Origin of the sequence: Azospirillum sp. A23, assembly GCF_042938965.1 — a bacterium.
Taxonomy (GTDB): domain Bacteria; phylum Pseudomonadota; class Alphaproteobacteria; order Azospirillales; family Azospirillaceae; genus Azospirillum; species Azospirillum melinis.
This window is the reverse complement of the sequence record NZ_CP170664.1, coordinates 439298-459611: the sequence shown is the minus strand read 5'-3', so window position 1 is coordinate 459611 and position 20314 is coordinate 439298. Positions and strand designations below refer to the sequence as shown.

The following is a 20314-nucleotide window of genomic DNA, read 5'->3' as shown; positions in this document are numbered from 1 at the left end:
GACAGCCCTAACACGGCAACGCCACCGCTGCCAAGCAACCGTCCCCGCTGGCGCCTATGCCGGACGGACAGGTCTGGGGTGGATTCAGTGCATTTCCGAGCGGATGCGCTCGCGCAGCACGTCGATCGGGCGCAGATCCTCGCCCTCCTCATAGTGCCAGAAGGTCCAGCCGTTGCAGGCCGGCAGGCCGGCCATCGCCGCCCCCACCTGATGGATCGAGCCGCGATGGTCGCCGCGCGGGCCGGAGCCGATCAGCGTGCCGTCGGCGCGCACGCGGGCGGCAACGCGGCGGCGGTGGTCGAACAGGGTCGAGCCGGGGCGCAGCAGCCCGCGTTCGACCACCCAGCCGAAGGGAATGCGCGGTGCGGCACGCTTCGGCGGGGTGTCGAGGATCGCCGCCTCCGGCGCTTCCTCCACCGCGTCGATGCGGGCCTGGGCCGCCTTGACGTAGGTGTCGTCGCGCTCCAGCCCGATCCACTTGCGGCCCAGCCGCTTGGCGACAGCCCCGGTAGTGCCGGTGCCAAAGAAGGGATCCAGCACGACGTCGCCGGGGCGCGAGGAGGACAGGATCACCCGGTACAGCAGCGATTCCGGCTTCTGCGTCGGGTGGGTCTTCTTGCCGTCCTCGTCGCGCAGCCGTTCGCCGCCGTTGCAGATCGGCAGCAGCCAGTCGCTGCGCATCTGAAGATCCTCGTTGAGGCTCTTCATCGCGTCGTAATTGAAGCGGTAGCGCGCATCCTTGTCTCGGGCCGCCCAGATCATCGTCTCGTGGGCGTTGGCGAAACGGGTGCCGCGGAAGTTCGGCATCGGATTGGTCTTGCGCCAGACGATGTCGTTCAGAATCCAGAATCCCAGATTCTGCAAGGTGGCGCCGACACGGAAGATGTTGTGATAGCTGCCGATCACCCACAGCGAGCCTTCCGGCTTCAGGATGCGGCGGGCGGCCGCCATCCAGTCCTGGGTGAAGCGGTCATAGGCTTCGAAATCGTCGAACTTGTCCCATTCGTCATCCACCCCGGCGACGCGGGTGTGGTTCGGCCGCAGCAACTCACCCCCCAACTGCAAGTTGTAGGGCGGATCGGCGAAGATGAGATCGACCGAAGCGGGCGGCAAATCGTTCATGAGAGCGATGCAATCGCCGACCAGGATACGGTTTTCAGGGAGCATTTTACGACCGGCAAAGAACTGGGACTCGGCCGGACAATGAGTCTCGGCCGAGTCGCCGTCAACAGCTTTCTTTGCCAAGTGACGACGGCTCAGCCGCTCAGTGCCCTTTGGCGTTTCACTGGTGCAAAACTGACTCGGTGATGCGGCGTGACACCATGACGGGTCAATGCTTCCAGATGCTCTGGTGTCGGATAGCCGGCGTTTCGGTCCCATCCATAGTGTGGATACTGGACCGACAACCGCAACATCTCGCTGTCGCGCGCCACTTTGGCGAGAATAGAGGCGGCGGCGATGGATTGGCTGCGGCTGTCGCCCTTGACGACCGCCACCCTCTCGCACGCGACGTCCGGGGTGAATTTGCCGTCGATCAGCGCCGCGTCGGGGGCGGGACCGGGCAGCGCCAGATAGGCCCGCTTCATCGCCAGCAGCGTCGCCTTGTGGATGTTCAGCTCGTCGATCTCGGCGGCCGACGCCTCGGCGATGGCGAAGGCGAGCGCATGCGCCCGGATCGCCGGCTCGATCTCCTCGCGCAGGCGCCGGTTGACCGCCTTGCTGTCGTCGATCAGGCCGGCGATCTCCGGCGGCAGCCCTTCGGGCGGCAGCACCACGGCGGCGGCGACCACCGGGCCGCAGAGCGGGCCGCGCCCGACCTCGTCGATGCCGCAGACGCGGCGTCCGGGACCGAAGCCGGCCTCCAGCGACAGGTCGGGGCGTTGCCGGGGGATGGCGGCTTTGCGGGGCGCTTTGGCAGGCATGGGAGCGGACAGCCTTCCGGGCAGCAGTGGATTATGGATCGGGATGGGGCCGCTTGATAGCGGCGGCGGAGTCCGCGCGCAAGGCCGCCGCGGATTGCGGCCGACACGGATCGAGCCGCAGATTGCGGCCATGTGCGCCAACCAGCCTCTTGAGAAGCGGCGCACGGCTGCGCTATGGATGCGCCCCGCGAAGCCGGACCCCACCATCAGCGATTCTGCCGCAACCCGCCCCGCCATCACCCGAGAGCAGGCCATGACCGACACGACCCAGACCGCCGCCGAATGCCCCTGCCGTTCCGGCAAGCCGCTGGACGCCTGCTGCGGACCCTATCTGGCCGGCATGCCCGCCCCGACGGCCGAGGCGCTGATGCGGTCCCGCTATTCCGCCTTCGCCACCGGCAACATCGACTATCTGCACGACACGCTGCTGCCCAGCACCCGCGACGACTTCAACCGTGAAGAGATCGAGACCTGGGCCAAGAACAGCCAGTGGACCGGCGTGGAGATCCGCTCGACCGAGGACGGCCAGCCGGGCGACAGCGAGGGAATCGTCGAGTTCGTCGCCCGCTTCAGCATGAACGGCAAGCCGATGACCCACCACGAGACCAGCCGTTTCGCCCACCAGGACGGTCGCTGGTACTATGTCGAGGGCCAGCTGGGCGCCCGTCCGCGCAGCGGCCCCAAGGTCGGCCGCAACGACCCCTGCCCCTGCGGCAGCGGCAAGAAGTACAAGAAGTGCCACGGCGCCTGACCGGTTCGGCTCTTGAGTCGCGGCTGAATCGTCACGCTGCATCTGCGAAAAAAACGGCCCAATCGCCCCGCCCCCGCCTGCTCCATAGGCGGCGGCGGAGTTTTTGTTGTGCGCGGATGGTGAAAATTCGCAATCCCGATTGAATTATGGGTCGGAACCGATCATCCTTCGCTGGCCCTGTTCCGGGTGTCCCTTCTTTGGTTTTTGCCGGGATGGGGTTTAACACGACAGATGAGACGATAACTAATGTTCGACCGTCCGCAGCGCTCTTCCTTCCGCGCTCCTGAAATCACCCAGCGCGACATCCGTGCCACCGTCAAGTGGTTCAACGCCACCAAGGGCTTCGGCTTCGTCACCCCCGACGATGGGTCGCCCGACGCTTTCCTGCACTCCACGGTTCTGCAGTTCTGCGGACACGACAGCCTGCCCGAAGGCGCCACCATCACCTGCGATCTGTCGCGCGGCCCGAAGGGCCCGCAGGTCGCCACCATCCACGCGGTCGACACCTCGACCGCCGCTCCGAGCCGTCCGTCGCGCGCCCCGCGCGAGCGTGACAGCTGGGGCAACGACGGTGGCTACGGCGGCGGCAACAGCTACGGCGGCGGCAGCCGCGGCGGCTACGGCGCCGACAGCTACGGCGATTCGGACGGCGGCGAAGTCGTCGACGGCACGGTGAAGTGGTTCAACGTGTCGAAGGGCTTCGGCTTCATCGCCCCGTCGACCGGCGGCAAGGACATCTTCGTGCACATCCGTGCGCTGGAGCGGTCGGGCATCAACGGTCTGGACGACGGTGCGCAGGTCCGCGTCACGATCCGCCAGGGCGCCAAGGGCCCCGAGGCTCAGCGCGTCGAGATGGCCTGATCTCTCATCGGTCGTTGTGATGTGAAAAAGCCCCTGCTCCACCGGAGCGGGGGCTTTTTCATTGGTGCTGTTCGGGAAAGCTTCTTGCTCACTCCAGATGGTCCAGCGGCAGCCGGGTCTCGAACTTCACCTCCTTCAGGGTGACGCTCGATTTCACGTGCGACACTGCGGGGATGGAGAAGATGCGTTCGCTGAGGAAGCGGCCGTAATCCTCGGTCGTCGGCACGACGATGCGCAGCAGATAGTCGGCGTCGCCGGTGACCGCGAAGCATTCCAGCACCTCCGGCATGCCGGCGATGGCGGTCTCGAACTGGTCGACCGCATTCTCCTTGTGGCGCTCCAGCGTGACATGGGCGAAGACGCATTCGCCGAGCCCCAGCTTGCGCGGGTCGAGCTGCACCGTGTAGCGGCGGATGACGCCGATCTCCTCCATCGACCGCACCCGGCGCCAGCAGGGGGAGGCCGACAGGCCGACCGTGTCGCCCAGCTCCTGCATGGTCAGGCGGGCATTCTCCTGCAGGGCCGCCAGGATCCCCTTCTCATGCCGGTCGAGCTTGATCGCCGCCATTGGCATCCTCTCCGTCCGTCCAATCGTTGCATCTGCAAACATAAGCAGAGCCGACATCGGGTGCGAGCCCTTCCATGCAACCAATCCCCCCGTCCCGGTGTTGCTCCGGCGGTGGGTAGCGGGTCGGCAGGCGCGAGGAGAAGAACGTGTTCGATTGGATTGTCGGTATGGTGGAGCAGACGGGCTATCTCGGCGTCGCTCTGCTGATGTTCGCGGAGAACCTGTTTCCCCCCATTCCGTCCGAACTGATCCTGCCGCTGGCCGGCTTCACCGCCGCGCGGGGCGACCTCGGCCTGCCGATGATCATCGTCTCGGGCACCGTGGGCGCCGTGCTGGGGGCGCTGTTCTGGTACGGGATCGGCCGTTGGGTCGGCAGCCGCCGGCTGAAGCAGTGGGCCGCGCGCCACGGCCGCTGGCTGACCATCGCACCGGAGGAGGTCGATGAAGCCGCCGCCCATTTCCGCGAGCATGGCGGCCGGGCGGTGCTGATCGGCCGGATGATCCCGGCGGTGCGCACGCTGATCTCCATCCCCGCCGGGGTGTCGAACATGGCGCTGGTCCCCTTCCTGCTCTACACCACCGTCGGCACCGCGATCTGGACGACCTTCCTGGCGAGCGCCGGCTATCTGCTGGAGGACCGGTACCAGCAGGTCTCCGGCTGGCTGAACCCGGTGTCCAACATCGTCGCCGCCGGGATCGCCCTCTGGTACGTCTACCGGGTCGCCACCTTCGGCCGGCGGTCGGCCCGCCAGCCGGCGGAATAACGGCCAAGCCCTTTTCCGCACAGAGGAAAACTGGATCTCCGCGGCTGGACGGTCCGGTTCCCGTTATGCTCTGACTGGCCGGTCCGACCGCCTATGGGAGCCTTTCCATGAGTCCAAACCCGACCATCGTCCTCGTCCATGGCGCCTTCGCCGACGGGTCCTCCTGGGGCCAGGTGATTTCCCGCTTGCAGGCGGAAGGGTTCGCGGCGGTCGCGGTGCAGAACCCGCTGGTCTCGCTCGACGACGATGTCGCCCATGTCCAGCGCGCCATCGACCGGACCAAGGGGCCGGTGGTGCTGGTCGGCCATTCCTGGGGCGGGGCGGTCATCACCCAGATCGGCGAGCAGGAGCGGGTGAAGGCCCTGGTCTATGTCGCCGCCTTCGCTCCCGATGTTGGACAGTCGCCGAACGACACGCTGAAGCCCTTCCCGCCGTCGGCCGGCCTGTCGGGCGTGTCGGTGGACAAGGGCCGCTTTCTGACCCTGACGCCGGAGGGCATGGCCCGCAACTTTGCCCAGGACCTGCCGGCGGAGGAGGCTGCCCTGCTGGCCGCCACCCAGGGGCCGGTCGCGGCAGCCTGCTTCGCCAGCAAGGTCGGCACCGCCGCCTGGAAGACCAAACCCGCCTGGTATGTCGTCGCCAGCCAGGATCGCATGCTGCCGCCGGATTTCCTGCGCGCCACCGCCTCGCGCATCGGCGCACGGACGGTCGAGGTCGAAAGCGGCCACGCCCCCCACCTGTCGCGCCCCGATGCGGTGGCGGCGGTGATCGTCGAAGCGGCCCGCGCTATCTAGACCGTCGCACCGCCCCCGGCGTGGTACCGCGCCGCCGCCGCAGGCTGCGGGTCAGGGCGCTCTGATCGGAGAAGCCGACCGCCAACGCCACCTCCGCCAGCGGCAGGCGACCGTCCCGCAGCAGCGCCTCCGCCCGGTCCAGCCGCAGATCTGCCAGCAGGCGGGCCGGAGTGCTGCCGGTGCGGGCCCGGAAGCGTTCATGGAACCGGCTGGGCGCCAGACCGGCCGCCGCGGCCAGTTCCGCCACCGTCAGCGCTTCGCCGCAGCGCTCCGCCATCAGGGCCAGGGCGCGGTCGATGGGATCCTTCGATACGGGCGATACGGGAGGTGGCGGCTGGCGCGCCTCCAGGGCGCGCAGCAGCAGCCCCGCCGAGTGATGGGCCAGCACAGGGTCGAGCGGCCGGTCGGCCGCCTCCGCCGCCAGATAGCGCACCAGCCCATCCAGCGCCCCGTCGATGGCGAAGAAGGCATCGCAGGCGCGCACCGCCGCCTCCGGCACCAGCCCGGCGGCCGGCACATCCAGCACGACGAAGCGGTTGGCGCCGCCGCTGCGGAAACTGTGTGGCACCCCGTCCGCCACCAGAACGCCGCGCCCGTCTCCCACCCGGCCGCAGGCGCCACCGACCTCCATGTCGAGGGTGCCGACGATGGGCAGCACGATCTGGTGATGGTCATGCGCGTGCCGCCGTTCGTGCCCGTCGTAACTGCGGGTGCTGACGGTCGGCCGATGCGGGGACGCCACGCCGACGGACTCCTGAAATCGGTTCGAGGGACCGATGGTACGCCCTCGACCATTCCGCCGGCAACCACCCTGTTGCCGGACAAGGCTCGCCAAATACCGATTTGCGAAACTGAGTTTCGACAAATCCCGATAGCAGTCGAATGAAGTCTTTGTCCGCATTTCGAACGGATATGGCGATATTCGCCCACCCATTCACTTCACCGTGATCTGACATTCCGGACGAACAGTTGCGGCATCGGACAGCCCGTCTTTATGAGTATTTTCAAATAAGAAAAACGACCGCCAAGGCACGGATCGTTCGTCATCCGACAAAAAACACTCATAAAAGGAACGCCCGATGTACCGAGATCGCATCCGCCTGAAATCCTTGTGGGGCAAGGTGGTGCCGGCGGAGGAAGCCGCCTTTCTCATCAAGGACGGCATGACCGTGGGCATGAGCGGCTTCACCCGCGCCGGCGACGCCAAGGCGGTGCCGCTGGCGCTGGCCGAGCGCGCCGCGTCGGAGAAGCTGAAGATCACGCTGATGACCGGCGCCTCGCTGGGCAACGACGTCGACAGGATCCTGACGGAGGCCGGGGTGCTGTCGCGCCGCCTGCCCTTCCAGGCCGATCCGGTGCTGCGCAAGGCGATCAACCGCGGCGAGGTGATGTTCGTCGACCAGCATCTGTCGGAAACGGTGGAGTTGCTGCGCTCGCGCCAGATGGGGCCGGTCGATGTCGCGGTGATCGAGGCCTGCGCCATCACCGACACCGGCGGGATCGTGCCGACCACCTCCATCGGCAATTCGGCGACCTTCGCCATCCTGGCCGAGAAGATCATCATCGAGCTGAATCTGACCCAGCCGCTGGATCTGGAGGGGATGCACGACGTCTACATCCCGACGCGCCGCCCCTTCCGCGAGCCGATCCCGGTGGTGACGGCGGAGAGCCGGGCCGGCCTGCCCTACATCCCCATCGATCCGTCGAAGATCGCCGCCATCGTGGTAACGCGCAAACAGGACAGCTCCGCCAGCATCCTGCCGCCCGATGACGAGACCAACGCCATCGCCGGCCACCTGATCGGGTTCTTCGGCCGCGAGGTAAGGCAGGGCCGGCTCGGCCGGTCGCTGGCGCCGCTCCAGGCCGGCATCGGCACCATCGCCAACGCGGTGCTGCACGGGCTGATCGACGGGCCGTTCCACGACCTGACCATGTACAGCGAGGTGCTGCAGGACAGCACCTTCGAGCTGTTCGACGCCGGCAAGCTGAATTTCGCCTCGGGTTCCTCGATCACGCTCAGCGCCGGGAAATATGCCGAGGTGCTGCCGAAGATCGGCTCCTACAAGGGCCGGCTGCTGCTGCGGCCGCAGGAGATCTCCAACCATCCGGAGGTGATCCGCCGCCTGGGTGTCATCGGCATCAACACGGCGCTGGAGTGCGACATCTACGGCAACGTCAATTCCACCCATGTCAACGGCACGCAGATGATGAACGGCATCGGCGGTTCCGGCGACTTCGCCCGCAACAGCCACCTCGCCATCTTCGTCACCAAGTCGCTGGCCAAGGGCGGCGCCATTTCCAGCGTCGTGCCGATGGTCACCCATGTCGACCACAACGAGCATGACGTCGATGTGCTGGTGACGGAGGTCGGGCTGGCCGACCTGCGCGGGCTGGCGCCGCGCGAACGGGCGGAGACGATCATCCGCAACTGCGTCCATCCCAGCTATCGCGAACTGGCGGCCGACTATCACCGGCGGGCGCTTCAGCGCGGCGGCCACACCCCGCACCTGCTGGAGGAAGCCTTCGCCTGGCACACCCGCTTCCAGCAGACCGGCAGCATGATGCCGGCGCCGCTGGCGGCCGAATAGGACCCCTCAAAAACGGGCGGGCCGCGGAATGCCGCGGCCCGTTCCCGTTACTCATATGCTGTCAGACATGCTGCCCGCTATTGCGCTCCAAGTATAGAAGCAGGGCGGGGTAATAGTGCTTGCGCTCGGACGAAATCTTCTCGCAGAAACGGCGTGCAGCTCCGCTCTTGAGCCAGTCCTCAAGCTGGCCGTTCTGCCGTTTTTCCGCGACGATGGCATCGATCGCGTCCAAAATCTTGTGAATCACCTCAGGCCTCGTCTTATGAAGATCGGAGCGGCGTCTTCGTCGCCCTCACAATCTTTTATGCGCCCGGCTGCCGGTGAACGGCCCTGCATTCTGGGAATGGCTGCGTGTTGCAATGCACAAAACGGATGGCTTCACGCCCTCTCCCGCTCCTCCTCGGGCGGGCGGAGCGCCTGTCCTGTCGGGCAGAGCCGCAGCAGCACGCAGCGGTCGCAGGCCGGCGCATGGTGGTAACAGCAGCGCTGGCCGTGCAGCATCATGACCTCGTGGTTGTCATAGACCTGCTGTGCGTCCCACCCCTCCGGCAGTTGCGCCGACAGCACGGCGTGGGACGGGCCGACGGCGAGACTGGCGGGGATCAGTCCAGTGCGTACGGCGACGCGGTGATGGTGGCTGTCCACCGGCAACGCCGCCTGCCGCAAAGTGGAGAAGCTGAGCACCGCGGCACTGGTCTTCGGTCCGACACCCGGCAATTCCTCCAGCCACGCCCGGGCGTCGGGCACCGGCATGCCGGACAGCAGGTCGAGCGACAGGCTGCCGACCCGCTCGGTGATGCGGCGCAGGATGGCCTGGATGCGCGGCGCCTTCTGCTCCGGCCAGGTGACGCCGGCGATGGTCGCCTCCACTTCGGCAACCGGCGCGTCGCGCACCGACTGCCAATCCGGCCAGCGTCGCCGCAGCGCCTTGAAGGCGGCGCCGGAGGCCGCATTGCGGGTGCGGTGCGACAGCAGCGACGACACCAGCTCGCTCAGCGGATCGAGGCTGTGGAAATAGGCGACCGGGCAGCCGTAGACGGTGCACAGCAGCCGGTGGATTTCGAGCGCCTTGTCGCGCAACGCAGCGGGGTCGGTCATGAAAACCGACAACAGCCGAACCGGTAAGGCGTTACCGGTAAATCATCGCGCTCTCTTTTCCACAGAGCCCTACCCCACCAGCCCCGACATCACCGCGCGCAGCTGCGCCGGTTTCACCGGCTTGTTCAGCACCAGGCAGCCGGCCGCCTTGGCCTCGTCCGCCAGTTCCGGCGTGCGGTTGGCGGTGACGATCACGGCGGGCAGGATGCGGCCGCAGGCGGCGCGCAGCCGCGCCACCTCGTTGACGCCCAACGCCCCGTCGTCGAGGTGATAGTCGGCGATCAGCAGATCCGGCGGCTGCGGCATGCCGGACAACAACGCCAGCGCCTCGTCGCCATTGGTGGCCGACACCACGTCGCAGGCCCAGCCGCGCAGCAGCGCCTCCATCCCCGCCACCACCGCCGGCTCGTTGTCGAGCACCAGCACCGAGGTGCCGGCCAGCCGGTTGGTCATCGGCCGGGCGGCGATGCTGGCCGGGCGGACGGCGCGGCGCTCGGTGCCGCGCGGCACGGTGACGGCGAAGACGGAGCCCCTGCCCGGCTCCGAGCGCACAGTGATGGGGTGGTCCAGCATGCGGGCGACGCGGTCGACGATGGCGAGCCCCAGCCCCATGCCGCGGTCGCGCCCCTTGGTGACGGGGGTGTCGAGGCGGCGGAATTCCTGGAAGATCTCGGCGATCTTGTCGCGCGGGATGCCGGGACCGTTGTCCCACACCTCGATGCGGATGCCGCCGTCGCCGGTCCGGCGGCAGCCGACCACCACCCGGCCGCCCTGGACGTAGCGCAGCGCGTTGGACAGGAAATTCTGCACGATCCGGCGCAACAGCCGCATGTCGCTGCGCACCACCGCCCCCGATCCCACCACCTTCAGGTCGATGCCGCGCTCCGCCGCGACGGCGGCATATTCGGTGGCGAGCGGCGCCAGGATGCCGCGCAGCGGGAAGTCGCTCACCTCCGGCGTCACCGCCCCGGCGTCGAGCTTGGAGATGTCGAGCAGCGCCGACAGCAGATCCTCCACCGACGCCAGCGCGAGGTCGATGTTGTCCACCAGCTCCGCATTGGCGGCCGGCTGTTCCAGATCGGCCAGCGCCGACACGAACAGCCGGGCAGCGTTCAACGGCTGCAACAGGTCGTGGCTGGCGGCGGCGATGAAGCGGGTCTTGGACAGGTTGGCCTGATCGGCCTGGGATTTCGCCTGCTGAAGCTGGTCGTTCAGCATCATCAGCGCGGATTTCTCCGCCTGTTCGGACGCGCGCCGCCGTTCCTCCTCCCGCTTGATGACGGTGATGTCGGTGTAGACGCCGACGATGCCGCCGTCGCGGGTGCGCCGCTCGTTCACCTGGATCCAGCGCCCGTCGGACAGCCGGTTGAGGAAGACGCCCTTCAGGTCGTGGCGGTGCTCCATCCGCTCGCGCAGCCAGACGTCGGGCGGCGGCTCGGCGACGGCACCGGCGGCGGCGACCATCGCCACCAGATCGTTGAAGCGGATGCCGGCCTGGATGCGGCCCGCCACCGACGGCCAGTAGGACAGGTATTTGCGATTGCACAGCACCAGGCGGTCGGATGAGTCGAACAGGGCGAACCCCTCGTTCACCGACTCGATCGCCTCGAACAGGCGGGTGCGCATGGTGTCCGCCAGCTCCTTGGCGCGGGCGAGGTCGCGGTTGCTGTCCTCCAGCTTGTGCAGGGCGCGTTCCAGCTCCAGCGTGCGCTCGCGGATCTTCTGCTCCAGCACGATGGCGGTCTGGAACAGCGAAAAGGCGCCGCCCTGGAAGTCCATCGACCGCTCGACGCGGTCCATCAGCACCTTGTTGATGCGCTGGAGCTTGGCGTTCTCCCGCTCCAGCTCGGCGATGCGGTCGGCGGGGTCGAGTGTCCAGTTGCGGGTTTGCATGCCGGCCATGGCTTAGCGTCCTCCGATGGCGACGCCCGTGAAGGTCTGGTTGACGTGCATGCCGTTCACCTGCTCGCCATAGGCACAGAACCCGACGACGCGGTGACGGGCCAGCCGGTCGGACATCACGGCGTTCAGCTGCCGCTGCTCCATCTCCAGCCGGCGCAGGATACAGTCGCAGCCGAGGATCAGGTCAGGGGCGCCGACCTCCGCCTCGATGCCCTCGATCAGCCCGTCGAAGTTGGAAACCGGATCGACCCCCTCCGCCACCGTCAGGACGATGCCCTCGTCGATGGCGCAGAAGAAGGTCAGGCTCTCGTCGTCGTTCACCTTCTGGATCGAGCGGACATGATACTGGCCGCCGACCCGCACCACGACCGGGTGGGAGGCGAAGATCATCGGGGTCAGCGGCTCGCCCTCCAGCCCGACCAGCCGGGCATATTCGCGGCCCGCCGGCTCGGCATTGATCTCATGGACGATGCGGTGCTGCGGATCGGCGCCGGTGACCACCATCTTGCGGTCGGAGCTGACGAAATGCTGGGTGCGGAAGACGGTGAAGGGCCGCGTCGTGGTGAACAGCGCCACCACCGCGCCATTGGGATGGAAGGCACCCTCGTGCAGGACGAAGGTGCGCTCGAAATGCAGGTCGTCGCCGGCCGACGCGCCGAACAGCGGGATGTCGATCAGCGCGTTGTGCAGCGCGCTGACCACCGTCTCCTCGCTCATCGACAGGCCGTCGATCAGCAGCATGGCGAAGCTGCGGGCCTCCTCGCCCAGCGGCACCGGGCGAGTTCCCATCGCGCGGTCGCGGCGCGACAGCAGCGACCGCGCGATGGCGGTGCTGTCGGCGATCTCGAAGCGGTCGACATGGTCCACGAGCGCGGTGACGATGCAGAAATCCTCGGTCGGGAAGCCAACCGCCACCAGGGCGTTGGTGGTGTAGCCGCCGGGGCCGATCTCCCCCGCCGTTGTGCAGCCGATCACCGGCACCATGCCGAACTGCGCCGCCAGCGCGTCGGCCAGCGCCTCGCGGTCATAGCTGGGGGCGCAGAAGACGACCACCAGTTCCAGCGCCACCTCGCCCAGCCCGGCGCGCAGTTCCCGCGCCGCCTCGTCGGCGCGCTCGGCATGGGTGACGGCGCGCGGCATGCCGTCGCCGGATGCCGTTCTAACCGGGCGATTTACGGTGGGACCGTCTGCGGAGTTCCCCTGTGCGGACATCGCTGCCCCTGCCGCCTCCCTCCCGGTCTGCGGTTGCGATCCGGCAAGGGTACTCCAGGGATGGCGGCGGGCAAGACCAATCCGCGGACCGGTGAAGGAGGACATGATGCGGGGCGGCTCCTAGACAGTCTCGGCCGGTTGCGGATCCGGCAGGCCGGCCAGCTCCTCGTCGGTGAACAGGCGGGCCCTGGCGGTGAAGCGGATACCGTCCGGCGCCTCCAGTGAGAAGCCGCCGCCGCGCGCCTGGATAACGTCCAGGATGACCTGGGTGTTGCGCCACCATTGGAAGGTGTCGTCGGACATGCAGAAGGGCGCACCGGCGACCGTCCCCAGGCACAGGTCGCGACCGCCCATCCTGAACTCCCCCTTTGGCAGGCAGAGCGGCGCCGAGCCGTCGCAGCAGCCGCCCGACAGGTGCAGCATCAGCGGCCCGTGCTTCGCGGCAAGCCGGTCCAGCAGGGCGACGGCCTCGGGGGTAGCGATGACGCGGTCAGTCGGCGTTGTGGCGATCATGGTGGTCCTTTATCACGAAACCACACGGAGAAAGAAAAAAGGCCGGGGGACACGCCCCCGGCCCAGGTTTGCCCGATAGGGAGGAGCAGGGCTCAGAAGAAGCCGAGCGCTTTCGGGCTGTAGCTGACCAGCAGGTTCTTGGTCTGCTGGTAGTGGTCGAGCATCATCTTGTGCGTCTCGCGGCCGATGCCGGACTTCTTGTACCCGCCGAAGGCGGCGTGCGCAGGGTACAGGTGGTAGCAGTTGGTCCACACGCGGCCGGCCTGGATGCCGCGGCCCATGCGGAAGGCGCGGTTGCCGTCACGGCTCCACACGCCGGCGCCCAGGCCGAACTCGCTGTCGTTGGCGATGGCCAGCGCCTCTTCCTCGGTCTCGAAGGTCGTCACGGCGACGACCGGGCCGAAGATCTCCTCCTGGAAGATGCGCATCTTGTTGTGGCCTTCGAGGATGGTCGGCTGCACGTAGTAGCCGCCTTCCAGCTCGCCGCCCAGATGGGCGCGCTCGCCGCCGATCAGAACCTTGGCGCCCTCGGCCTTGCCGATCTCGATGTAGGAGAGGATCTTCTCCAGCTGCTCCTGCGACGCCTGGGCACCGATCATGGTGCCGCCGTCCAGCGGATGGCCCTGGGCGATCTTGGCGACGCGCTCGACCGCCAGCTTGATGAAGCGGTCGTAGATCGACTTCTGGATGAGGACGCGGCTCGGGCAGGTGCAGACCTCGCCCTGGTTCAGCGCGAACATCGCGAAGCCTTCCAGCGCCTTGTCGAGGAACTCGTCGTCCTCGGCCATCACGTCTTCGAAGAAGATGTTCGGCGACTTGCCACCCAGCTCGACCGTCGACGGGATGATGTTCTCCGACGCGTATTGCAGGATCAGGCGGCCGGTCGAGGTCTCGCCGGTGAAGGCGATCTTCGAGATGCGCTTGTTGGTGGCGAGCGGCTTGCCGGCCTCGATGCCGAAGCCGTTGACGATGTTCAGCACGCCGGGCGGCAGCAGGTCGCCGATGATGTCGGCCAGCACCATGATCGCCATCGGGGTCTGCTCAGCCGGCTTCAGCACGATGCAGTTGCCGGCGGCCAGCGCCGGGGCCAGCTTCCAGGCGGCCATCAGCAGCGGGAAGTTCCAGGGAATGATCTGGCCGACGACGCCCAGCGGCTCATGGAAATGGTAGGCGTAGGTGGTGTGGTCGATCTCAGCGATCGAACCTTCCTGGGCGCGGATGCAGCCGGCATAGTAGCGGAAATGGTCGATGGCGAGCGGCACGTCGGCGGCGCGGGTCTCGCGGATCGGCTTGCCGTTGTCCAGCGTCTCGGCCAGCGCGATGACCTCCAGCCGCTCTTCCATGCGGTCGGCGATCTTCAGCAGGATGTTCGAGCGTTCGGTCGGCGAGGTGCGGCCCCAGGCATCCTTGGCGGCGTGGGCGGCGTCGAGCGCCAGCTCCACGTCGGCGGCCTGGGAGCGGGCGATCTCGCACAGCGGCTTGCCGGTGATCGGGGTGAGATTGGTGAAGTATTGGCCATCCACCGGCGCAACCCACTGACCACCGATATAGTTGTCGTAGCGGGGGCGGAGCGCGATCTGCTTCTGGAGCGTGTCGAGAGCCTGGTGGAGCATTTGGGCCGTTCCTCTCAGTGTGGTGAACCGGTCAGGTCTCCGGTCCAGCGCGTTTGTCGAGGGCCATTCAGCCACTCTGAGAGGGAGGGGGTAAATTGTACTATGGAAGGAGACGGTCGGCGGGTGGGATTGTTCGTATCCCGCCCTATGAACGCATCGTTGCAGCACCTCATTCCGCCGGCTGGCGACCCTCGACATAGCCTTTGCGCAGCTGCTCCTGATACCAGCGGCGGTGATGCTCCATCGCCCAGTTCTCGTCGACCTCGCCGCAGCCCATGGCGTCGAAGGCGCCCTCCATGCCGATGGTGCCGATGTAGATGTGGCCGATCACCGCGGCAATTAGGCCCGCCGCCAGCAGCCCGTGGATGACGTGCATGATCTGCATGCCGCCGATCCCGGAGACGGCGAAGGGCACCATCAGCAGATAGCCGGTGGCCGCCATGCCGATGCCGCCCAGCACGATGCTCCAGAACACCAGCTTCTGCCCGGCGTTGAAGCGCCCGGCCTCCGGATGCTGTCCGCCGGCCTTGGAAAAGAGGCCACCCGCCGTCCTGATCCAGGTCCAGTCGGCCTTCTCCGGGATGTTGTCGCGCAGCCACAGGCCCATGATCATCAGCAGCCCGACGACGAAGGGCACGCTGACGAAGTTGTGGATCGACTTGGCATATTCCGCCAGCGGCGTGAAGGCCTGATGGCCGATCAGCGGGATCAGCAGCGGCCGTCCGAAGGTCATGATCACCCCGGTCAGCGCCATGAGCAGGAAGCTGACCGCCGTCGTCCAATGGGCGAAGCGGTCCAGCCCGTTGAAGCGCAGCACCAGCCGCCCCGACTTGCCGCCATGGATGCGGATGGTGCCGCGATAGAGGAAGAAGATCGCCAGCACCGCCGTCATGCCGATGGCAAGCCCGCCGATCGCCAGCCGCAGCGTGTGGGTGCGCCATTCCCGCCATTCCCGCCCTTCCGGCTGGACCAGCACCGCCAGCTTTTCGTCCGGGATGCTGACGCGGCCGATCAGCTTGTCGTCCTGCGGGACATAGAGCGGCACCTGCTCCTTGCTGGTCGGCGAGTTCTGGCCGGGCACCTGGGTGAGCTGCGCTTGTGCGAAAGTCGGAGCGGCCAGACTCTCGACGGCCAGCAGGGCAATCAAAAGCAGCAGGGCGTGCAGGGGGAGTCTGGTGGGGCGCATGGTGGTCTCCCGGTATGATCTTTCTTGCGGGGGCGCTTACGCCCCTCCCGTGCCCGGCCCGCCGGGGGCGAAGGGGGAGCCGCGGTCGTTGCGGCCATAGGCGGTCGACCAGCCCGGCGCGCCCGAGCCATAGCCGCGGCGCAGCGAGCGTTCCTGATAGATGTCGGCCAGCACCGCCCCGTCGCCGGCCATCAGCGCGCGGGTGGAACACATCTCCGCGCACAAGGGCAACTTGCCCTCGGCCAACCGGTTGGCGCCGTATTTCTGGTATTCCTCGACGCTGCCGTCCGGTTCGGGGCCGCCGGCGCAGAAGGTGCATTTGTCCATCTTGCCGCGGCTGCCGAAGTCGGTGGTGCGCGGAAATTGCGGCGCGCCGAACGGGCAGGCGTAGAAGCAGTAGCCGCAGCCGATGCACAAATCCTTGCTGTGCAGCACGACGCCATCAGCCGTTTGCAGGAAGCAGTCGACCGGGCAGACCGCGGCGCAGGGCGGGTCGTTGCAATGCATGCAGGCCATGGAGATCGACCGCTCGCCCGGCTTGCCGTCGTTCAGCGTGACCAGCCGGCGGCGGTTGATGCCCCACGGCACCTCATGCTCGTTCTTGCAGGCGGTGACGCAGGCGTTGCATTCGATGCAGCGTTCGGCGTCGCACAGGAACTTCATCCGGGCCATTGTTCTGTTCAGCTCCCGTACGTCATGCCGGCTCGACCCGGCAGAGGGTGACCTTGGTTTCCTGCATGAAGGTGACGGGGTCGTAGCCGTAGGTCGTCACCCCGTTCACCGGCTCGCCCAGCACGATGGGGTCGGTGTCGGGCGGGTAGTTGCCGCGCAGACTGTCGCCCTGCCAGAATCCGGAGAAGTGGAAGGGCATGAACACCGTGCCGCCGCCGACGCGGTCGGTCACCAGCGCCTTGACCTTGGCCTTGCTGCCGTCCTCCGGCCCATAGACCCAGACCCAGGCGCCGTCCCTGATGTTCAGCCGCTCGGCGTCCCTGGTGTTGATCTCCGCGAACATCGACTGCTGCAACTCGGCCAGCCAGGGGTTGGACCGGGTTTCCTCGCCGCCGCCCTCGTACTCGACCAGCCGGCCGGAGGTCAGCACCATGGGGAAGCGCTGGCGCAGGTCGCTGTCCGCCACCTTGAACTGCAACGAGCGGGCAAGCTGGACCAGACGGAAGTCGCGCCGGTCTTCGATGGCCGGGAAGGCCTTCACCAGATCGGGGCGCGGGGAATAGATCGGCTCGCGGTGGACCGGCACCGGGTCGGGCAGGTTCCAGGCGACGGCGCGCGCCTTGGCGTTGCCGTGCGGCACGCAACCATGCTTCAGCGCGACGCGGATGATGCCCATCGACAGGTCGGTCTGCCAGCTGACATTGTCCACCTCGGCCCCGCCGCCGCTGATGGCCTGGATGACGCGCATCTCGTCCGGCGTCAGGTCCTTGTCCCAGCCCAGCTTCTTCAGCACGGCCATGGTGAATTCGGGATAGCCGTCCTCGATCTCCGACCCCTTCGAATAGGAGCCGTCGGCCAGCAGCGAGACGCCGTTGCGCTCCACCCCGAAGCGGGCGCGGAAGACGCCGCCCCCGTCCATCACATGTTTGGAGGTGTCGTAGAGCACGGCCGATCCCGGATGCCGGATCTCCGGATGGCCCCAGCTGGGCCAGGGCAGGCCGTAATAGTCGCCGGCGCAGGGACCGGAGGCGGCCCGCATGGTGATCTTGTCGAAATCGGCCTGATGCTTCATGTGCATCTTCAGCCGTTCCGGCGACTGGCCGGTGGCGCCGATGGACAGGCAGCTGCGGTTCATCTCGCGCAGGATGTCCTCCGGCACCGGCCGGTCCTTCTCCACCGTGATGTGCTTGAACATCTCGTCGGCGAAGCCCAGCTTGCGCGCCAGCAGATAGATGATGGTGTAGTCGTCCTTCGATTCGAAGATCGGCTCCACCACCTTCTCCCCCCACTGCATCGAGCGGTTGGAGCAGGTGCGCGACCCGTCGGTCTCGAACTGGGAACAGGCCGGCAGGATGTAGGTGCCGTTGCGCCGCTCCTTGATGGCAGCGAAGGTGGTCGGGTGCGGGTCGGCGATGACCAGCAGGCTGAGCTTCTCCAGACCCTTCACCATCTCCGGCATGCGGGTGACGGTGTTGCCGCCATGGCCGAAGCACATCATGGCGCGCAAGGGGCTGGGCTGGTCGATCTCGCCCGGCTTGGCCAGCACGGCATCGAACCAGCGCGTGGTCGGGATGCCCTTGGCCTCCATCAGATCCTTGGTGGCGAAGCGGCCCTTCAGATAGTCGTATTCGACGTCCCAGGCGCGGGCGAAATGCTTCCACGCCCCTTCCGCCAGCCCGTAATAGGCGGGCAGCGTGCTGACATCGAGGCCGAAGTCGGTGGCGCCCTGCACGTTGCAGTGGCCGCGGTAGATGTTGGCGCCGCCGCCGGCCACGCCGATGTTGCCCAACGCCAGTTGCAGGATCGACAGGGCGCGGACATTGGCGGTGCCGACCGTGTGCTGGGTGACGCCCATGCACCAGATCACCGTGCTGGGCTTGTTCTTCGCCAGCGCCTCCGCCACGCGGCGAAGCTGCGATCCGGGGGCGCCGGTCACCCGCTCCACCTCTTCCGGAGTCCACTTCTTCACCTCGGCGCGGATCTCGTCCATGCCGTAGACGCGCTGGCGAATGTACTCCTTGTCCTCCCAGCCGTTTTCGAAGATGTGCCACAGCAGGCCCCAGGCGACCGGAATGTCGGTGCCGGGACGGATGCGGACATATTCGGTGGCATGCGCGGCGGTGCGGGTGAAGCGCGGGTCGATGACGATGAAGGGGGCGCGGTTGTGCTCCTTGCCGCGCAGCATGTGCTGCATCGACACCGGGTGCGCCTCGGCCGGGTTGCCGCCGACGATCACCAGCGCCTTTGAATTCTGGATGTCGTTGTAGCTGTTGGTCATGGCGCCGTAGCCCCACGTGTTCGCCACGCCGGCGACCGTGGTGGAGTGGCAGATGCGCGCCTGATGATCGACGTTGTTGGTCCCCCAGAAGGCCGCGAGCTTGCGGTAGAGATAGGCGCCCTCGTTGGAGAATTTGGCCGAGCCAAGCCAGAACACCGCGTCCGGCCCCGACGCCTTGCGGATGTCCATCAGCTGGTTGCCGATCTCCTCGATCGCCTGATCCCAGCCAATCCGCTGCCAGACGCCATCCACCAGCTTGAGCGGGTATTTGACGCGGCGGGTGCCCTTGGTCAGTTCGCGCACCGAAGCGCCCTTGGCGCAGTGTGTGCCCTGGTTGATAGGGCTTTCCCAGCCCGGCTCCTGCCCGACCCAGACGCCGTTCTGCACCTCCGCGATCACCGTGCAGCCGACCGAACAGTGGGTGCAGACGTTCTTGCGCGTCACCACCTCGACATTCGGCAGGATGGGACCGGCCTCCGCCTTGCGGATCATGGCACCCGGCAGCGCGCCGACGGCGGCGATGCCGCCCGCGGCAAGGCCGGAGCGGCGCAGGAACCCGCGGCGGCTGACGCCCGATTCCAGGCTGTTGGCCAGGGCGGTGACCAGACCGGACCGCTTTCCGCCTGCCGTTTTCGCCGAGCTGCGTTTGACCAGCATGGACATTCTCCGGATCGCCCTTAGAGGCGGTTCAGCGCGTAGAAGCGCTTGACGTGTTCGGTTTCGCGGTAGCGGGCCTTCACCTGCTCCTGCGGCGATTCCATCGCCTGCGCCTCGTCCCCCACCGGAAGCATGGTGGCTGCGGCGGCGCCGGCCGCACCCAGGCCAAGCGTCTTCAGGATGTCGCGGCGTTGCAGGGGATTGCGTGCGGGGCCGTTGCGGGGCGGGTCTTGCGGTGGGTTTTGCTGCGACTTCATGCGTCGGCTCCCTCCATCTGGTCGATCTGTCTGTTCAGGGCCTCCTGCTCGATCTCCAGGAACAGGCGGCCGATGGTGCCGACCGGGCGGTAGAGGCCGGCCGCCTCCGCCTTTTCCAAATCCTGGAAGAAGCGCCCGGCCCAGGGCGTCAGGTGGCTGTCCAGCATGTGGCGCTGCACCACCGGATCGGCCCCCTCGCGGATCAGCACGGCCATCACATCGCAGAGCGCGGCGATGTGGTCCTCCGGCTCCGACACGTCGGGCGCGCGCTCCAACCCCAAAGCCTGGAGGTCGGCGCGCAGGGCCGACAGCGGACGGTCGGTCAGGAAGCCGGTGCGGTAGTAGGAGGCATAGGGAACCAGTTCGCCCTGGACGACGCCGATGAACAGCGCGTTGAACTCGCGCTCCGCCGCCTGTGGATCGGTGGCGCTGGCCCGGGCGGCCAGACCGTCGAAGGCCCGGCCGAGCGGCGTCGTGTCGCCGGTGAGACCGCCCAGCAGAGCCAGCAGGTCGGCGCCCGGCGGGGCGGCCAGCGTCAGCGCCAGCAGCCGGTAGACATCGGCACGCAAGTCCTCCGCGCCGCTTTCCGGATCGTGAACCGTCATCACACTCCCGCAAGCCCTGTTCGAGGCCATGGCAGGCCCGAACCGTAACAACGGCCCGCGCGGGCAAAGGTTG

20 protein-coding genes are annotated in these 20314 nt (G+C 67.4%); 5 read left to right on the top strand and 15 right to left on the bottom strand.

Annotated elements, in window-relative coordinates; genetic code table 11:
• Nucleotides 1-84: 84 nt before the first annotated feature.
• Together ABNQ40_RS07520 and ABNQ40_RS07515 are read right to left on the bottom strand one after the other, a co-directional pair.
• Nucleotides 85-1167 carry a DNA methyltransferase gene (locus tag ABNQ40_RS07520; protein ID WP_098736160.1) on the bottom strand — a complete coding sequence of 361 codons (1083 nt, stop codon included), beginning with the start codon at nt 1165-1167 and terminating at the stop codon, nt 85-87.
• A gap of 89 nt (nt 1168-1256) precedes the next feature.
• On the bottom strand, nt 1257-1922 hold the full coding sequence (locus ABNQ40_RS07515) for a ribonuclease HII (RefSeq protein ID WP_109048990.1): 666 nt from the start codon (nt 1920-1922) through the stop codon (nt 1257-1259).
• A gap of 253 nt (nt 1923-2175) precedes the next feature.
• On the opposite strand from ABNQ40_RS07515, the gene ABNQ40_RS07510 reads away from it, so the two are divergent.
• On the top strand, nt 2176-2673 hold the full coding sequence (locus ABNQ40_RS07510) for a YchJ family protein (protein WP_109490838.1): 498 nt from the start codon (nt 2176-2178) through the stop codon (nt 2671-2673).
• A gap of 246 nt (nt 2674-2919) precedes the next feature.
• The gene (locus ABNQ40_RS07505; protein WP_098736162.1) at nt 2920-3534 is read left to right on the top strand and encodes a cold-shock protein; all 615 of its coding nucleotides are present in this window, start codon (nt 2920-2922) and stop codon (nt 3532-3534) included.
• An 88-nt stretch (nt 3535-3622) separates the two neighbouring features.
• On the opposite strand, the gene ABNQ40_RS07500 is transcribed toward ABNQ40_RS07505, so the two are convergent.
• Nucleotides 3623-4102, bottom strand: a complete 480-nt coding sequence (locus ABNQ40_RS07500; RefSeq protein ID WP_109048989.1) for an Lrp/AsnC family transcriptional regulator — start codon at nt 4100-4102, stop codon at nt 3623-3625.
• A gap of 146 nt (nt 4103-4248) precedes the next feature.
• Here ABNQ40_RS07500 and ABNQ40_RS07495 point away from each other — a divergent pair, with 146 nt between their 5' ends.
• Both ABNQ40_RS07495 and ABNQ40_RS07490 read left to right on the top strand, forming a co-directional pair.
• Complete coding sequence (locus ABNQ40_RS07495; RefSeq protein ID WP_211100336.1) at nt 4249-4866, top strand: DedA family protein; 618 nt, start codon at nt 4249-4251, stop codon at nt 4864-4866.
• A gap of 107 nt (nt 4867-4973) precedes the next feature.
• Nucleotides 4974-5660: an alpha/beta fold hydrolase gene (locus ABNQ40_RS07490; protein WP_109048987.1), complete on the top strand. Its 687-nt coding sequence runs from the start codon at nt 4974-4976 to the stop codon at nt 5658-5660.
• Here ABNQ40_RS07490 and ABNQ40_RS07485 read toward each other — a convergent pair.
• Entirely contained in the window at nt 5653-6402 is a 750-nt protein-coding gene (locus tag ABNQ40_RS07485; protein WP_109048986.1) for an AraC family transcriptional regulator, read from the bottom strand. The genes ABNQ40_RS07490 and ABNQ40_RS07485 overlap by 8 nt on opposite strands.
• A 337-nt stretch (nt 6403-6739) precedes the next feature.
• On the opposite strand from ABNQ40_RS07485, the gene ABNQ40_RS07480 reads away from it, so the two are divergent.
• Complete coding sequence (locus ABNQ40_RS07480) at nt 6740-8248, top strand: acetyl-CoA hydrolase/transferase family protein (protein WP_109048985.1); 1509 nt, start codon at nt 6740-6742, stop codon at nt 8246-8248.
• A gap of 61 nt (nt 8249-8309) precedes the next feature.
• Here ABNQ40_RS07480 and ABNQ40_RS07475 read toward each other — a convergent pair whose 3' ends face one another.
• The 11 genes from ABNQ40_RS07475 to ABNQ40_RS07425 form a co-directional block, all read right to left on the bottom strand.
• On the bottom strand, nt 8310-8495 hold the full coding sequence (locus ABNQ40_RS07475) for a hypothetical protein (protein ID WP_109048984.1): 186 nt from the start codon (nt 8493-8495) through the stop codon (nt 8310-8312).
• A gap of 131 nt (nt 8496-8626) precedes the next feature.
• Complete coding sequence (nth, locus tag ABNQ40_RS07470; protein ID WP_109490837.1) at nt 8627-9346, bottom strand: endonuclease III; 720 nt, start codon at nt 9344-9346, stop codon at nt 8627-8629.
• Nucleotides 9347-9415: 69 nt separating this feature from the next.
• On the bottom strand, nt 9416-11248 hold the full coding sequence (locus ABNQ40_RS07465; protein WP_391345955.1) for a hybrid sensor histidine kinase/response regulator: 1833 nt from the start codon (nt 11246-11248) through the stop codon (nt 9416-9418).
• A 3-nt stretch (nt 11249-11251) separates the two neighbouring features.
• On the bottom strand, nt 11252-12388 hold the full coding sequence (gene nosP / locus ABNQ40_RS07460) for a nitric oxide-sensing protein NosP (RefSeq protein WP_247880015.1): 1137 nt from the start codon (nt 12386-12388) through the stop codon (nt 11252-11254).
• 192 nt (nt 12389-12580) lie between these two features.
• On the bottom strand, nt 12581-12973 hold the full coding sequence (locus tag ABNQ40_RS07455) for a DUF779 domain-containing protein (RefSeq protein WP_109051606.1): 393 nt from the start codon (nt 12971-12973) through the stop codon (nt 12581-12583).
• Between the two features lie 92 nt (nt 12974-13065).
• Nucleotides 13066-14586: an aldehyde dehydrogenase gene (gene adh, locus ABNQ40_RS07450; protein WP_098736173.1), complete on the bottom strand. Its 1521-nt coding sequence runs from the start codon at nt 14584-14586 to the stop codon at nt 13066-13068.
• A 169-nt stretch (nt 14587-14755) separates the two neighbouring features.
• Nucleotides 14756-15772 (bottom strand): formate dehydrogenase subunit gamma, encoded by a 1017-nt coding sequence (locus ABNQ40_RS07445; RefSeq protein ID WP_109051605.1) that lies wholly within the window; start codon nt 15770-15772, stop codon nt 14756-14758.
• Between the two features lie 36 nt (nt 15773-15808).
• On the bottom strand, nt 15809-16444 hold the full coding sequence (gene fdh3B, locus ABNQ40_RS07440; RefSeq protein ID WP_109051604.1) for a formate dehydrogenase FDH3 subunit beta: 636 nt from the start codon (nt 16442-16444) through the stop codon (nt 15809-15811).
• A 22-nt stretch (nt 16445-16466) separates the two neighbouring features.
• Nucleotides 16467-19379 (bottom strand): formate dehydrogenase subunit alpha, encoded by a 2913-nt coding sequence (locus tag ABNQ40_RS07435; RefSeq protein WP_109051603.1) that lies wholly within the window; start codon nt 19377-19379, stop codon nt 16467-16469.
• 20 nt (nt 19380-19399) lie between these two features.
• Entirely contained in the window at nt 19400-19636 is a 237-nt protein-coding gene (locus ABNQ40_RS07430; protein ID WP_109051602.1) for a twin-arginine translocation signal domain-containing protein, read from the bottom strand.
• The gene (locus ABNQ40_RS07425) at nt 19633-20241 is read right to left on the bottom strand and encodes a molecular chaperone (protein WP_109051601.1); all 609 of its coding nucleotides are present in this window, start codon (nt 20239-20241) and stop codon (nt 19633-19635) included. The genes ABNQ40_RS07430 and ABNQ40_RS07425 overlap by 4 nt, the downstream gene beginning before the upstream one ends.
• Between the last annotated feature and the right edge of the window lie 73 nt (nt 20242-20314).

Excerpts from the sequence above, each read along its gene's own strand:
- ABNQ40_RS07510 (WP_109490838.1), top strand. The coding sequence starts at position 2,176 with ATGACCGACACGACCCAGACCGCCGCCGAATGCCCCTGCCGTTCCGGC.
- ABNQ40_RS07490 (WP_109048987.1), top strand. The coding sequence starts at position 4,974 with ATGAGTCCAAACCCGACCATCGTCCTCGTCCATGGCGCCTTCGCCGAC.
- nosP (WP_247880015.1), bottom strand. The coding sequence starts at position 12,388 with ATGCCGCGCGCCGTCACCCATGCCGAGCGCGCCGACGAGGCGGCGCGG.
- ABNQ40_RS07435 (WP_109051603.1), bottom strand. The coding sequence starts at position 19,379 with ATGCTGGTCAAACGCAGCTCGGCGAAAACGGCAGGCGGAAAGCGGTCC.
- ABNQ40_RS07480 (WP_109048985.1), top strand. The coding sequence starts at position 6,740 with ATGTACCGAGATCGCATCCGCCTGAAATCCTTGTGGGGCAAGGTGGTG.
- adh (WP_098736173.1), bottom strand. The coding sequence starts at position 14,586 with ATGCTCCACCAGGCTCTCGACACGCTCCAGAAGCAGATCGCGCTCCGC.
- ABNQ40_RS07445 (WP_109051605.1), bottom strand. The coding sequence starts at position 15,772 with ATGCGCCCCACCAGACTCCCCCTGCACGCCCTGCTGCTTTTGATTGCC.
- ABNQ40_RS07425 (WP_109051601.1), bottom strand. The coding sequence starts at position 20,241 with ATGACGGTTCACGATCCGGAAAGCGGCGCGGAGGACTTGCGTGCCGAT.
- ABNQ40_RS07505 (WP_098736162.1), top strand. The coding sequence starts at position 2,920 with ATGTTCGACCGTCCGCAGCGCTCTTCCTTCCGCGCTCCTGAAATCACC.
- ABNQ40_RS07515 (WP_109048990.1), bottom strand. The coding sequence starts at position 1,922 with ATGCCTGCCAAAGCGCCCCGCAAAGCCGCCATCCCCCGGCAACGCCCC.
- ABNQ40_RS07430 (WP_109051602.1), bottom strand. The coding sequence starts at position 19,636 with ATGAAGTCGCAGCAAAACCCACCGCAAGACCCGCCCCGCAACGGCCCC.
- ABNQ40_RS07500 (WP_109048989.1), bottom strand. The coding sequence starts at position 4,102 with ATGGCGGCGATCAAGCTCGACCGGCATGAGAAGGGGATCCTGGCGGCC.
- fdh3B (WP_109051604.1), bottom strand. The coding sequence starts at position 16,444 with ATGGCCCGGATGAAGTTCCTGTGCGACGCCGAACGCTGCATCGAATGC.
- nth (WP_109490837.1), bottom strand. The coding sequence starts at position 9,346 with ATGACCGACCCCGCTGCGTTGCGCGACAAGGCGCTCGAAATCCACCGG.
- ABNQ40_RS07465 (WP_391345955.1), bottom strand. The coding sequence starts at position 11,248 with ATGGCCGGCATGCAAACCCGCAACTGGACACTCGACCCCGCCGACCGC.
- ABNQ40_RS07455 (WP_109051606.1), bottom strand. The coding sequence starts at position 12,973 with ATGATCGCCACAACGCCGACTGACCGCGTCATCGCTACCCCCGAGGCC.
- ABNQ40_RS07520 (WP_098736160.1), bottom strand. The coding sequence starts at position 1,167 with ATGCTCCCTGAAAACCGTATCCTGGTCGGCGATTGCATCGCTCTCATG.